We start from the raw sequence: 14,180 nt of genomic DNA, 5'->3' as shown, positions 1-14,180 counted from the left end.
GTCAGAATGCCTGTCCGATCCCGGCATAAATCCCGTAACCCGGATCTGTTGGCCCCTTGTTCAGCGGCACGGCGACGTCGATGCGAAGTGGCCCGAACGGGGTTACATAGCGCAAGCCTACCCCGGCACCGGCCTTGAACTCGGTGTTGGAGAAATTCTGGTTTGCGCTGACCAGTCCCGCATCGACAAACGGCACGATACCGATGGTGTCAGTGATACCGATACGCAATTCAGCCGACGTCTCGATCACCGAACGACCGCCGGTTGCCTGGCCAGCAGCATTGATCGGACCGATGTCCTGATAGCCATAGCCACGCACAGAACCACCACCACCAGCGTAAAAGCGGCGGTTTGCCGGTATCGCGGCGAGACTGGCGCCATAAATTGAACCGGCGGCCACTCGGCCGGCGAGCACGAACCGCTTCTCGGCGTCGAGCGCCCGGTAGGCGGAAACTTCCGCGCGCAGCTTGACGAAGGCCGCGCTGCCGTAGATTTCATAGGCCGGCTCGACAAGAAGCGATAACCGGGTTCCGGTGGTTGGATTGAGTGTGCTGTCGCGCGTATCACGAACATACTCAAGCGGCACGGCCAATGTGATGGTTTCAAGGTTCGCATTGAAGCTGTCGGTCAGCCTGGCATACTCTGCATCAAGCCCAGCCGAGACTGTCTGCTCAGGGGTCAGCTCATAGGAAACCCCTGCTGCCGCCTCGACTGAAAAACGGCGGTATGCGTCAGGGTTTTCCTGCTGGACCACGAGCCTCGATGTAAATTTGGATGCCGGACCAAGAACGCCGGGCTTTTCAAACAACATCGCGCCGCGCCAGGTCATGTCCTTGGCCTTGCCGGTCTTACCCAGGCTGCTCACCGAGCCTTCGATACGGAGTTTTTCAGCCCGGCCAAACAGATTTCGATGGCCCCAATAGGCCTCCAGACCACCGCCATCGGTGGATGAATAGGTGGCGCCCGCCCCCAGGAACCGATGCTTGCGTTCGGCCACCGAGACTTGAACAGGAACGGAACCGTCCGCCGAAAGGCTTTCGCTGCCACGCACAGTCACGCTTGAGAACACTTCGAGCGCACGCAGACGCTTTTCAGCTGCCGCCAGCGCTGCCGGGTCATACTGCTCGCCTTGCTGGACACCCGCCATCCTGGCGATGAATTCGGAATCCACGCTTTCCGCGCCATCAACCGCTGTCTGGCCAAATGGCGCAATCGGCCCTGCCTCTAGCTGAAGCGATACATCAAGAACTCCGCGCGCATGATCGGCCACAACATCTCGGTTTGAAACCTGCGCAAACGGATGCCCACTCTTTTCCAGCTCCCGAACCAGCGCCTCTTCGGCATCGAGAATGACGGTCGATTTCGCGAGCTGGCCCGGCGTCAATCCCTGCTCATCAGCCGCGTAGGCGCGCCCGTCAACATCACGAACCGAGACATCACCGAAGCGGAACTGTTTGCCCGGATCAACCACAATACGAACAGGAACCGGGCCCGTGCCCCGAAGGTTGGCATCCGGCGGCAGCTCCGCCAGACGCCTGCCATCAAGCAGAATGCGGACTTCACCGGCATATCGGGCATTTTCATAAAGTGCTGCGATCAGTTGCTCAAAATCGCCATTTGCCCGCTGGATCAGACCGATCGAGCCCGATACCGGACGATCAGATTCTCGCATCAGCTGTGAAGCCGTTTCCAGTTCGGAACGCAATTCGCCGTCGGGATCGTCGCCAGTGACTTCGAGCGTGACCGAATAGGAAAGCGGATCGACGACTGCCACTTCATCGACCGTATCGCTTTCAAAAAATTTCATGCCGAAAATTTCGAAAGCATCCGCCCGATCCGGAACAACGCATAGGGCGCTCGCCAGAAACAGGACAGCCGAAAGGGTACGCAGCCAAAACCGGCCGCGCGCCGTGGAGATTATGTCCTGCGCATCTGTCATCATCATCAATCTAGCAGGCTGCAATGAACGGTTACTGAACATCGCAGCCAATTTTCCATGTACTTAGCTAACCACATAATTTCCTTATATAGAACACTCGGCTGGTTTGTCCCCTCTCTAAGTCAGCCGCGCCCGAAGAAATCGCCCTTGCCCAGCGGCACGCCATTGTGACGCAGGATCGCGTAGGCAGCAGACATATGGAAGTAGAAATTCGGGAACGCGAAGCCCTGGAGATACTGCGGAGCAGAAAACGTCATTTCCTGAGGCCCGACCTTGAGCGTTATGTCCCGAGTTTCGGCCCCGTCAAAGCCCGATTCCGGCACGCTGAGGACAAAATCCCGCACCTTGGTGATGCGTGTATGAAGGTCGGCGAAGGTTTCTTCCGTGTCGGGGAAGGACGGAACGTCCACGCCGCCCAGACGCGCGGCCGCTCCCTTGGCGTGGTCGGTGGCGATCTGAACCTGCCGCTTCAGCGTGAACATGTCGGGTGCCAGCCGATCATTAAGCAGCACTGCCGGATCAATCTTGCGCTCGGTCGCCCAGGCCTCGGCCTTTGCAAGTACATGGCTCAGGTTACTGAGCATGGACGCATAGTAAGGCACCGTCATGGAATACATGGAAATTGTCATTGAACACCCCCGTTGGACGCACGGGAGATGATTTCCCGGCGGGCTGTATGTGGAATGTCACCGGAATGAAGACAAGCCGCGTTCGTGTCCGGGGCCAAATTTTCTTTGTTGGCAATGTCGCATTTACCTCTTGTGCGCCGGGTTTCGATTTCGCAATCTGCCGCCGAATTTAAGCACGGAGACGGTCAATGAAATCGCATGTAAGGGCAGTTGTAATCGGCGGCGGCGTTGTCGGATGTTCCGTGCTGTACCACCTGGCCAAGGCCGGCTGGACCGATGTCATGCTGATCGAACGCTCGGAACTGACATCCGGCTCCTCCTGGCACGCGGCAGGCGGCTTTCACACGCTCAATGGCGATCCCAACGTCGCCAAACTGCAGGCCTACACCGTCAGCCTCTACCAGGAGCTTGAAGAGCTCTCCGGCCAGTCCTGCGGCCTGCACCTGACCGGTGGCGTGATGATGGCTGACACGCCCGAGCGCATGGATTTCCTCCGCCTCGTCCACGCCAAGGGTCGCTACCTCGGCATGGAAACCGAGCTGATCACCCCGTCGGAAGCGAAAGCCATGTTCCCGCTGATGGATGAAAGCAATTTCGTCGGCGCGCTGTGGGATCCGGTCGAAGGCCACCTCGACCCGTCGGGCACCACCCATGCCTATGCCAAGGCCGCGAAAAAGCTGGGGGCGGAAATCGTACTGCGCAACCGCGTCATTGAACTTACCCAGGAAGTTGACGGAACTTGGAACGTCGTCACCGAGCAAGGCACGGTCAAGGCCGATCACGTGGTCAATGCCGGCGGATTGTGGGCGCGCGAAGTCGGCCGCATGGTCGGCCTCGAATTGCCACTTCTCGCCATGGAGCACATGTATCTGCTCACCGAGGAAATGCCCGAGGTTCTCGAATTCAACGCCAAGACCGGACGCGAACTCGTCGGCGTCATCGATTTCAAGGGCGAGATCTACACCCGCCAGGAACGCTCGGGCATCCTGCTCGGAACCTACGAGAAGGCCTGCAAGCCCTGGTCTCCGGTCACCACGCCGTGGGATTTCGGCCATGAACTGCTGGCGCCCGATCTTGATCGCATCGCGCCATCGCTGGAAGTCGGATTCCGCCATTTCCCGGCGATGGAAAATGCCGGCATCAAGCAGGTCATCAATGGCCCCTTCACTTTCGCGCCCGACGGCAACCCGCTGGTCGGGCCAGTGCCAGGCCTGACCAATTACTGGACCGCCTGCGCTGTTATGGCTGGCTTCTCCCAGGGCGGCGGCGTTGGCCTCGCGCTGTCAAACTGGATGGTCCATGGCGATCCGGGCGCCGATATCTGGGGCATGGATGTCGCTCGCTTCGGCGAGTGGTCGACGCTGCGCTACACCAACGCCAAGGTGCGCGAGAACTATTCGCGCCGTTTCTCGATCCGCTTCCCCAACGAGGAACTGCCGGCAGCACGCCCGCAGCAGACCACGCCGCTCTACGACGTCATGGTTCGCGACAATCACGCGGTGATGGGCGATAGCTGGGGGCTGGAAACGCCGCTGTGGTTCGCACCCTCCGCAGAAGAAGCACATGATGTGCTCTCATTCCACCGCTCCAACGATTTCGCGCATATCGGCAACGAAGTCCGTGCCGTACGCGAGCGCGTCGGCGTCACCGAGATTGCCAACTTTGCCAAATACCGTGTCAGCGGTCAGGGCTCGGAAGCCTGGCTGTCATATCTGATGACCAACACCATGCCGAAGCTTGGCCGCATCGTGCTGACCCCGATGCTCAACGAGTTCGGCAAGCTGATTGGCGATTTCACCATCGCCAAGGTGGCGGACGAGGACTTCATGGTCTGGGGCTCGTCCGCAGCGCAGCGCTACCACATGCGCTGGTTCGAAAAGCACCTGCCCAAGGACGGCTCGATCCGGGTCCACCGCTTTGATCTCAATCTGGTCGGCCTCTCGATTGCAGGCCCCCGCGCCCGCGACCTGCTCGCCAAGCTGACAGATGACGACGTCTCCAATGGCGCGTTCCGCTTCATGGATTTCCGCAAGATGGATGTCGGCGGCGCGCCCTGCATGGTCAACCGCGTCACCTACACCGGCGACCTTGGCTACGAGATCTGGATGGAGCCCTGCTACCAGCAGGCGGTCTACCGGGCGATCAAGGCAGCAGGCGAAGAGTTCGGCCTTGCCGATTTCGGCATGCGCGCGCTTCTGGCGATGCGGCTTGAAAAGAACTTCCCGACCTGGTTCCGCGAACTGCGTCCCATCTACGGCCCTTATGAGGCCGCGATGGACCGCTTCATCAAGCTTTCAAAGAACGACTTCATCGGCCGCGAGGCGGCTGCAAAGGAACATGCTGACGGCCCGAAACTGATGCGAACCTCGTTCCTGGTCGATGCGCTTGACGCCGACGTGATGGGCGATGAGCCTGTCTGGGCCAGGGTCGGCGATACCGACTACGGCACCGTCGAAGCCCCGCACGGATACGGCGCGCCACGCTTTGATGCGAACGGCAAGGAGATCGCCAAGCCCGAAGGCGGCACATTGCGCGATGGCGACTGGCGAGTCGTTGGCTGGATCACCTCCGGCGGCTATGCCCACTCCATCGGCTCATCGATGGCGCAGGGCTATATCCCGGCAGCGCTGGCAACCAACGGCGACGAAGGCATGTTCGAAATCGAAATCATGGGCATCCGCCGTCCTGCCCGCATCGCGCTCGAGGCGCCGTTCGACCCGATGGGCGAGAAGATGCGGGGGTGAACCGATGACGGAAACCGAGGAGGAGAACCGCGCACAGCAGATCCTGGATGCCCGCCGCGACAGGCGGCAGATTGCCTGTTCCAAGCCCGAAGAACTTTCGATTGAAGCAGCCTACAGGATCAGCCGACGGATCAGGGATCTGCGCACGGAAGAAGGCGAGCGTGTCATCGGGCGAAAGCTCGGCTTCACCAACCGCACCATCTGGGACGAATACCAGGTCCATGCCCCGATATGGGGCTATATGTATGACAGGACCTTCCACGAGGTTTCGTCGGTGGAGACCCGGTTTTCTCTCGCCCCTTTCTGCGAACCGCGGATTGAACCCGAAATCGCCTTCGGATTCTCGCGCGCTCCCAGGATCGGAGAAAGCGAGGACGAATTGCTCGGTAAGATTGCCTGGTATGCGCACGGCTTTGAGATCGTGGATTCGCTTTACAAAGACTGGAAATTCAAGGCTGCCGACACTGTGGCCGCCTTCGGCCTGCACGGTGCCTATCTGTGCGGACCGCGCCGGCAAATGACGGATGAAGACGCGGCGATGCTGCGGTCCGCGTTGCAACGCTTCCAGATAGAAATCTTGCGCGATGGCGAAACGCTCGACATTGGCCACGGCTCCAATGTTCTTGGCAGCCCTTTGTCGGCGTTGCGTCATGCCATCGAGGTGATCACAAACGATCCCGGCGCCGACCCGATTTCCGCCGGCGAGATCGTCACCACCGGTACGGTGACACGCGCGTTGCCGGTCAAGCCGGGCGAGACATGGTCGACAATGGTCAGTGGGCTGCCGCTCGACGGTCTTCAGATCACATTGACCTAGCGCGCCGGGCACCCAACAGAAATACCGCCCGGCCCAAGCGCAAAAATGCCCGCGAAGTCAGCGACTTGCGGGCATTTCAGGACTCAACCTGCAAAGCTCTTAACTCAACCTGCTGGAGGTGTCGGCCAGCTCAATCGGCGCGAACAACCGCATTGCCGGCCTCGGCCAGCTTGGCGAGATCGGCTGGCTTCAGCTCGACCGATTCACCGCAGCCGCAGGCTGACGTCTGGTTGGGGTTGTTGAACACGAAACCCGATCGCAGCTTGGTGACTTCGTAATCCATCTCGGTACCGAGCAGATAGAGCACGGCTTCGGGTGCTACAAACACCGACGCGCCGTCGCGCTCGATGCGGTCATCCTTCGGATTGACTTCGGTCGCCATGTCGATGGCATATTCCATCCCGGCGCAGCCACCTTTCTTGATGCTGACGCGTATGCCATGCGCACCATCGGATGTCTTCAGGATCGTCTTGACACGCTCGGCCGCAGCCGGCGTCAAAGTCATTACAGCAAAACCCATCACGGTCTCCTTCGGCTACACGGGTTCAAGGCCCGCTGCTTCGTTCCATGAATGTAGTGTGGATCAGTCAACTTAACAAGCAGCCAACAGCGCCTCATCCGTGCGCTTAATACCAGCCGACAGCCACCTGCGCTTCTTCGCTCATCCGGTCCGGGGTCCAGGGCGGATCGAATGTCATCGACACATCGACTCCCGAAATGCCCTCGACTGTGTTGACGGCGTTTTCGACCCAGCCCGGCATTTCGCCAGCGACCGGGCAACCCGGTGCGGTCAGGGTCATCTGGATCTTGACCATGCGGTCATCCTCGATGTCGATCTTGTAGATCAGACCGAGCTCGTAGATGTCGGACGGAATCTCGGGATCATAAACCGTTTTCAAAGCCGAGATGATGTCGTCGCTCAGCCGCGCAAGCTCGTCGCGCGGGATTGCGGATTCCGTCACAGCATTGGCTGTTTCGGTCACGGCAGTTGTGTCAGTTTCGGATGCATCGCTCATTGGCTCATATCCTTAAAGAGTTTGTCCGGGAAAGTGGGAACCGGTTTTCCCGACGAGACAAACAAAAACACGAAAATAAGACCTTGTCTGGTCCAGACAAGGTCTAGGAGAAAAACGCACGTGCCTTGTCGAGTGCCTCAACCAGCACATCAATCTCTGCACGCGTATTGTAAAGCCCCATCGAGGCACGGCAAGTGGACGTCGCACCAAAACGCTTCAGCAGCGGCTGGGCGCAATGGGTGCCCGCCCGCACGGCCACGCCGGAGCGGTCAATCAGCATCGAGATATCATGGGCGTGGATGCCCTCTATCTCGAAGGCGAAGATCGCACCCTTGCCCGGCGCGGTGCCGATCAGCCTGAGCGCATTGACTGCCGAGAGCTTCTCTGAGGCATAGGCTGCGAGATCGGCTTCGTGCGCAGCGATCCGCTCACGGCCAAGCTTCTCCATGTACTCGAGCGAGGCACCCAGCCCGATCGCCTGCACGATCGGCGGCGTGCCTGCCTCAAACCTGTGCGGCGGATCATTGTAGGTGACAGCGTCTTCGCTCACATCGATGATCATCTCACCGCCGCCCATGAAAGGCTGCATCGATTTAAGCGCATCTGTCTTGCCATAGAGCACGCCGATGCCCGAAGGACCGTAGAGCTTGTGACCGGTCATCACGTACCAGTCGCAGTCGATATCCTGCATATCGACCGGCATGTGCACGGCCGCCTGACTGCCGTCGATGAGAACCTTGATGCCGCGCTCATGTGCAATGCGGCAGACTTCCTTCACATCAACAACGGTGCCGAGCACGTTCGACATGTGCGCCACCGCAACCAGCTTTGTCCGGTCTGTGAGCGCGTTGCGGAAATCGTCCAGATCGAAAGTGCCCTGGTCATCAACACCGACCCAGACAATCTTCGCACCCTGACGTTCGCGCAGAAAATGCCATGGCACGATGTTGGAGTGATGCTCCATGATGGTGATGACGATCTCGTCACCTTCACCGATATTCGGCATGCCGTAACCATAGGCGACCGTGTTGATCGCCTCTGTGGTCGACTTGGTGAATACCACATTGTCGACCGATGGCGCATTGATGAAACGCTTCACGATCTCGCGGGCGTTCTCATAGGCGTCGGTAGCCGCATTGGAGAGGAAATGCAGGCCGCGGTGCACATTGGCATATTCGTTTGAATAGGCGTGGCTGACCGCGTCAATCATCACCTGCGGCTTCTGTGCCGATGCGCCATTGTCGAGATAGACCAGCGGCTTGCCATGCACCATGCGCGACAGGATCGGAAAATCCTTGCGTACGGCATCGACATCATAATCCTGATTCAGAGCCTCAGCCATGGTCAGCAAGCCATTGTTCTATAAGCGTTTCAAGCACTTCAACCAGTTCTTCATTGTCGAGTTCACCAATCAGCTCATCGACAAAACCATTGACCAGAAGCCCGCGCGCCGATTTCTCGGTGATGCCACGTGCCATCAGGTAGAACAGGTGATTGTGATCGATATCGATGACGGTGGCGCCATGGGCACAGATCACGTCATCGGCAAAAATCTCGAGCTCCGGCTTGGCCGCGAACTCGCCCTCATCCGACAGCAGCAACGTGTTGCAAGCCATCTGCGCGTCGGTTTTCTGCGCGATCTGTGCAACCCTGATCTGGCCCTGGAAAACGCCGCGTGCGCGGTCCAGCACCACATTGCGGATAATCTCGGATGAGGTGGTGTTGGGCACGTTGTGTCCGAGTGTCAGCGTCACATCGGTATGGCTGTCGCCTGCCAAAAGATTGACGCAGCGCAGATCAAGATGCGATCCCTCGCCCGCAGCCTCGACGTGCAGCTCCTGCCGCACCAGCTTGCCGCCGGCATTGATCACATAGAGCTTGAGCTTTGCATCCGCGCCGAGCCGTGCATTGAGCTGACCCAGATGCTGGTCGTGCTGGCCGCAGCCCTGCAGGATGATCCAGGTCGCTTCAGCTCCATTGGCCAGATCAAGCGTGGTGACAGCCGTCGACAACCCCGCCTCACCCTCATCACCCAGATGGCGTTCAATCACGGTCGCTTTGGCGTTCGCCCCGAAAGCCGCCACGAACCGGTTATGCACCTGACCGCCGGACTGGACCGACTGGATTTCGATTATCTCTTCGATTGCCTGATCAGCAGCTATCGAGAAGCTGTAGCCGTCCTGAACGAAGGCACCATTGAGCTTCCCAATCAGATCATCCGAACCACGCCCGACAAGACTTTTCGCTGCGGCACCGGAGACCAGAAGATCGAGGTACGGCTCCAGATCCACGCCCGCAGGCGCGCTCATATCCGAACTCAGGCCCTGAACCACCGGCAGCACCACACTGCCGCGAACCAGAGGCTCAAGCTTTCTGGCCGACCCGCTGCTCCGCTTTGGCACGTCGCGCAGCAGGCTGCGAAGGTCCGTGTAATGCCAGCTTTCGATCCGTCGGGTTGGAAGGCCGGCATTGCTGATGTCGCTGAGCAACCTGTCGCGCGCAGCAGTCACCGGCGCGTCACCCGGCAATTGACCGATCATTTCGGCGAAACTGTCGAGTATCGCCTGTTCAGCGGCGGTGTGTGGCGGCTTTGTCTGCATGTTCATGCCTGTCTCTCCTGGCCTTGCGGCCCGTCTTTTTTCGCGTCGCTTCAAGCGGCGGCTTCGATGATCCCGGCATAGCCATTGGCTTCGAGGTCGAGCGCCAGATCCTTGGACCCGGTCTTGATCACCTGCCCCTTGTAAAGCACATGCACGCTATCAGGCACGATGTACTCGAGCAGGCGCTGATAGTGGGTGATGACAATGACGGCACGGTCCGGCGAGCGAAGCGCGTTGACACCGTCGGACACGATTTTCAGCGCATCGATGTCGAGGCCTGAATCGGTCTCGTCGAGCACGCACAGCTGCGGCGCCAGCAGTTTCATCTGCAGGATCTCGGCGCGCTTCTTCTCGCCGCCGGAAAACCCGACATTGAGCGGACGCTTGAGCATGTTCATGTCGATCTGAAGGCCTGCGGCGGCTTCCTTGACCAGCTTGATGAAGTCCGGTGTCTTCAGCTCTTCCTCGCCGCGCGCCTTGCGCTGCTCGTTCATCGCCACCTTGAGGAACTGCATGGTGGCGACACCCGGGATCTCGACCGGATACTGGAACGCCAGGAAGATGCCCTTGGCAGCGCGCTCGGCCGGGTCGAGCTCAAGAATGCTCTCGCCATTGTAGAGGATGTCACCTTCGGTGACTTCATAGTCGTCACGGCCGGCAAGAATGTAGGACAGCGTCGACTTGCCTGAGCCGTTCGGCCCCATGATGGCGGCGACTTCGCCGGCCTTGACCGTCAGGTTCAGGCCGCGAATGATCTCTGTGCCGTCTTCGGCAATGCGGGCACGAAGGTTTTTGATTTCAAGCATAACTTACCTCTTTGCGGGCCAAGCCCCAGGTCCCTGCAACACCACCAATGGCCAGAAGGCCGGCAATGATGCCGAGATTCTTCGAAAACAACTGGAACTGGATCGACGCGGCTTCGCCGTCGAGGGTCCAGAACCCATGCAATATGACATTGACCAGCGTCACGTAGACGATCAGGCCAATACAAGCCAACCGCACCAGACGGTTGACTATCAGCGCCATGCCACCTGCCAACTGGCTAAGGGCGGCAAACCAGATCCATGGCAGCGGATGCGCGAAGCCAGCGCCGCCGAGCATCTTCACCATGGTCCCCGTGGCCATGAGCTTCAGCACCGCCGAGCCCACAAAAAACACTCCGAAGGCCAACCGCGCCACTGCCAACATCCCGGCGCCTGCGCGGTCGGCGTAACCCGTCTCAGTCATCGTCGGTCTGCAGACCCTGCAGTCGCCGCGCGATGGAAGACAGTTCCATGCGTGCTTTCGTCAACTCCCGGCTCAGCACCTCGTCACTTGTCGTGGAGCCCCGGGAAAGAGCCTCAAGCAGATCATCAATCGAGCCGCCCAGATCCTTGTAACGCTTCTTCAGCTTGTCGATCTCGACCTTGGTTTCTGCTTTCAATTTCATGGCGGATATCCAATCATTCGCTAGCATTTCACCCGGGCCGCAGGCTGCGTTGCATCCGGCCCGGCTACATCTCCTTAAGGATCAACCGACGCTTCCCTCAAGCGAGATGCCGATCAGCTTCTGGGCTTCGACGGCAAACTCCATCGGCAGCTCCTGAATGACTTCCTTGACGAACCCGTTGACGATCAGCGCGATAGCTTCTTCCTCGGGAATGCCGCGGGCCAGACAATAGAATAGCTGGTCCTCGGAAATCTTCGACGTCGTGGCTTCGTGCTCGAACTGCGCGGTCGAATTCTTTGCCTCGATGTAAGGCACCGTGTGCGCACCGCAGTCATTGCCGATCAGCAGGCTGTCGCACTGGGTGAAATTGCGCGCATTCGACGCCTTGCGGTGGGCCGAAACCTGGCCGCGATAGGTGTTGGACGAATGCCCCGCGGAAATCCCCTTGGAGATGATCCGGCTGGAGGTGTTCTTGCCGAGATGGATCATCTTGGTGCCCGAATCGATCTGCTGGTAGCCGTTCGACACCGCAATCGAATAGAACTCGCCGCGAGAGCCATCGCCGCGCAAAATGCAGGACGGGTACTTCCAGGTGATCGCGGACCCGGTTTCAACCTGGGTCCATGAGATCTTCGAGTTCTTGCCGCGGCAATCGCCGCGCTTGGTGACGAAGTTGTAGATCCCGCCCTTGCCGTCCTTGTCGCCCGGATACCAGTTCTGCACCGTCGAATACTTGATCTCGGCGTCGTCCATGGCGACGAGCTCAACGACAGCCGCATGCAGCTGGTTCTCGTCGCGCTGAGGCGCTGTGCAGCCCTCGAGATAGGACACGTAAGCGCCTTCTTCGGCGATGATCAGCGTCCGTTCGAACTGGCCGGTGTTCTTCTCGTTGATGCGGAAATAGGTCGACAGCTCCATCGGGCAGCGCACGCCCTTGGGCACGTAGACGAACGATCCGTCGGTAAATACCGCCGCATTGAGCGTGGCGTAGTAATTGTCAGTCACCGGAACCACGGTGCCCAGATACTTCTGCACCAGTTCGGGATGCTCGCGCATGGCTTCCGAGATCGACATGAAGATCACGCCGGCCTGCGACAGCTCTTTCTTGAACGTGGTGACGACCGAGACCGAATCGAACACCGCATCAACCGCGATCTTGGATTTCTGCACACCGGCCAGGATTTCCTGCTCGCGCAGAGGAATGCCGAGCTTCTCATAGACCCGCAGCAACTCAGGATCGACATCGTCAATCGATGTCGGACCAGCCGTGCTCTTGGGCGCCGAGTAATAGTGAATGTCCTGGAAATCGATCTTCGGATAATGGACGCGTGCCCAGCTTGGCTCTTCGAGCGTCAGCCAGCGCTTGAACGCATCCAGACGCCATTCCAGCATCCATTCCGGCTCGTTCTTCTTGGCCGAGATCATCCGGATGGTGTCTTCGGTAAGACCCTTCGGTGCGGTATCGCTTTCGATAACGGTCTCGAAACCGTACTTGTACTGGTCGACGTCAATCTGACGGACCTGATCTATGGTCTCCTGCACTGCAGGCATGGCGCTCTCCAATCTCGCCGGGTCAAGGCCGGCAGCTTGTTAACGTCGTGTGACTTACCCAAATGGGTGGTCACTATGTAGGGCGTGACACCTGTCTACGCCATATAGTCCGCAAAATATCCCACTCTCGTGGACAGATTTCGTTGCCGCGTCATGCGGCCACGGCGGCTGCCATGCGGGCAATCCGCCGGGTATTAATCGCTTTGAACGCTTCAAGGAACCGCTCAATGTCATTTTCTGTGTGTTCACGGCCCAGACTGATCCGGATTGCACCGAGATCGGCGTCTGCGCCCATGGCTTCAAGCACGTGGCTCAACCCGATCTTGCCCGACGAACAGGCTGCCCCCGCCGAAACCGCAACGCCTTCCATATCGAAGGCAATTTGAGCCGTCTCGGCTTTCAAACCCGGAAGCGAGAAGAAACTTGTGTTGGCAAGACGGTCGACGGTTACGCCATGCAGGATCACATCGGGAGCCAGATCGCGCAACCCGGCTTCCATCCTGTCACGCAACACGGCAATACAGTCGACATCGCCCAGCGCTTCGCGCGCCGCCTCAGCCGCCGCACCAAAGCCTGCGATGCAAATCAGGTTCTCGGTTCCGCCGCGATGGCCTTTTTCCTGGCCGCCGCCACGCAGCAGCGGTGCCGGCATCAGCGTTTCACCTGCACTCACGAGCGCGCCGATGCCCTTGGGACCGCCGATCTTGTGACCGGAGAGAATCAGGAAGTCGGCGCCGAGCGCATCAAGCGCCAGCGGAAGACGGCCTGCAGCCTGCACCGCATCAACAACCATAAGCCCGTGATGGGCTTTGACAATCTCTGCAGCTTCCAGGAACGGCTGGATCACGCCAGTTTCATTGTTGGCCAGTTGCAGCCCCAGCATCGCCTGGCCGCTTGACTGATCATGTGTAGCCAAGGCCTTGGCGAGACCTTCAAGATCAAGTCGTCCCTCAGCATCAACCGCGAGCACGCTGATGTGGTCTGCCGGAAAGCGTCCGCCCGCCAGAAATGCAGGATGCTCAACGGCTGAAACCAACAGCCGCGATACCCGAACCGGCGATCGTCCCATCCGGTAATCCGGTGTCAGCACGTGATTGGCAGCTTCGGTCGCACCAGAGCAAAACGTGACGTGGGCTGCGGGAACATTGCACAGCCGCGCCACCGACTCGCGAGCGTTGGTAACAACCACACGGGCCTTGCGCCCCTCGGCATGAACCGAGGACGGGTTTCCGGGCAGCTGCATCGCATCGATCATCGCTGTCTGCGCCACCGTGAGAAGCGGCGCAGTCGCGTTATGATCGAAATAAAGACGCCCTTTGGCCATGTTTCTCTTTGCCTGCAAATGCGATCAGCCGGTTCGGCAGACGCATTTTTCTTGAATTTTCTGTACCCGATGCCGTAAGACACACAAACTTTCAGCGATCACGCTGCAGTTTCGAACTATTCTAAACTAGG

Annotated in this window: 13 protein-coding genes; 2 read left to right on the top strand and 11 right to left on the bottom strand. The window is 59.3% G+C overall.

Annotated features, from left to right (window positions below):
• Position 1 precedes the first annotated feature (1 nt).
• Together WNZ14_RS12810 and WNZ14_RS12805 are read right to left on the bottom strand one after the other, a co-directional pair.
• Positions 2-1,807 (bottom strand): autotransporter assembly complex family protein, encoded by a 1,806-nt coding sequence (locus WNZ14_RS12810; protein WP_342869039.1) that lies wholly within the window; start codon positions 1,805-1,807, stop codon positions 2-4.
• A 254-nt stretch (positions 1,808-2,061) separates the two neighbouring features.
• Entirely contained in the window at positions 2,062-2,568 is a 507-nt protein-coding gene (locus WNZ14_RS12805; protein ID WP_342869038.1) for a DUF1993 domain-containing protein, read from the bottom strand.
• A 188-nt stretch (positions 2,569-2,756) separates the two neighbouring features.
• Between WNZ14_RS12805 and WNZ14_RS12800 the strand changes: the two genes are divergently transcribed.
• Positions 2,757-5,312: an FAD-dependent oxidoreductase gene (locus tag WNZ14_RS12800; protein ID WP_342869037.1), complete on the top strand. Its 2,556-nt coding sequence runs from the start codon at positions 2,757-2,759 to the stop codon at positions 5,310-5,312.
• A 4-nt stretch (positions 5,313-5,316) separates the two neighbouring features.
• A complete protein-coding gene (locus tag WNZ14_RS12795) occupies positions 5,317-6,129 on the top strand; it encodes a fumarylacetoacetate hydrolase family protein (protein WP_342869036.1) in 813 nt (270 codons plus the stop codon).
• 130 nt (positions 6,130-6,259) lie between these two features.
• Here the strand turns inward: WNZ14_RS12795 and sufA are convergent, their stop codons facing one another.
• The 9 genes from sufA to WNZ14_RS12750 all read right to left on the bottom strand — a co-directional run bounded on the left by sufA (position 6,260) and on the right by WNZ14_RS12750 (position 14,049).
• Complete coding sequence (sufA, locus tag WNZ14_RS12790) at positions 6,260-6,649, bottom strand: Fe-S cluster assembly scaffold SufA (RefSeq protein ID WP_342869035.1); 390 nt, start codon at positions 6,647-6,649, stop codon at positions 6,260-6,262.
• 106 nt (positions 6,650-6,755) lie between these two features.
• Entirely contained in the window at positions 6,756-7,145 is a 390-nt protein-coding gene (locus tag WNZ14_RS12785; protein ID WP_342869034.1) for an SUF system Fe-S cluster assembly protein, read from the bottom strand.
• 103 nt (positions 7,146-7,248) lie between these two features.
• On the bottom strand, positions 7,249-8,487 hold the full coding sequence (locus WNZ14_RS12780) for a cysteine desulfurase (protein ID WP_342869033.1): 1,239 nt from the start codon (positions 8,485-8,487) through the stop codon (positions 7,249-7,251).
• The gene (gene sufD / locus WNZ14_RS12775) at positions 8,480-9,751 is read right to left on the bottom strand and encodes a Fe-S cluster assembly protein SufD (protein ID WP_342869032.1); all 1,272 of its coding nucleotides are present in this window, start codon (positions 9,749-9,751) and stop codon (positions 8,480-8,482) included. The genes WNZ14_RS12780 and sufD overlap by 8 nt, the downstream gene beginning before the upstream one ends.
• 44 nt (positions 9,752-9,795) lie before the next feature.
• Positions 9,796-10,551, bottom strand: coding sequence for a Fe-S cluster assembly ATPase SufC (gene sufC / locus WNZ14_RS12770; RefSeq protein ID WP_342869031.1), 756 nt, complete (start codon positions 10,549-10,551; stop codon positions 9,796-9,798).
• Positions 10,544-10,972, bottom strand: coding sequence for a DoxX family protein (locus tag WNZ14_RS12765; RefSeq protein ID WP_342869030.1), 429 nt, complete (start codon positions 10,970-10,972; stop codon positions 10,544-10,546). Before WNZ14_RS12765 ends, sufC begins: the two co-directional genes overlap by 8 nt.
• Positions 10,965-11,174 carry a hypothetical protein gene (locus WNZ14_RS12760; protein WP_342869029.1) on the bottom strand — a complete coding sequence of 70 codons (210 nt, stop codon included), beginning with the start codon at positions 11,172-11,174 and terminating at the stop codon, positions 10,965-10,967. Before WNZ14_RS12760 ends, WNZ14_RS12765 begins: the two co-directional genes overlap by 8 nt.
• An 81-nt stretch (positions 11,175-11,255) precedes the next feature.
• Positions 11,256-12,725 (bottom strand): Fe-S cluster assembly protein SufB, encoded by a 1,470-nt coding sequence (gene sufB, locus WNZ14_RS12755; RefSeq protein ID WP_342869028.1) that lies wholly within the window; start codon positions 12,723-12,725, stop codon positions 11,256-11,258.
• A 151-nt stretch (positions 12,726-12,876) separates the two neighbouring features.
• A complete protein-coding gene (locus tag WNZ14_RS12750) occupies positions 12,877-14,049 on the bottom strand; it encodes a cysteine desulfurase family protein (protein ID WP_342869027.1) in 1,173 nt (390 codons plus the stop codon).
• Positions 14,050-14,180: the final 131 nt, after the last annotated feature.

The sequence above is a fragment of the Hoeflea sp. AS60 genome, assembly GCF_038900115.1.
In the GTDB taxonomy this organism is placed as follows: domain Bacteria; phylum Pseudomonadota; class Alphaproteobacteria; order Rhizobiales; family Rhizobiaceae; genus Hoeflea.
This window is presented reverse-complemented; position numbering and strand designations above follow the sequence as displayed.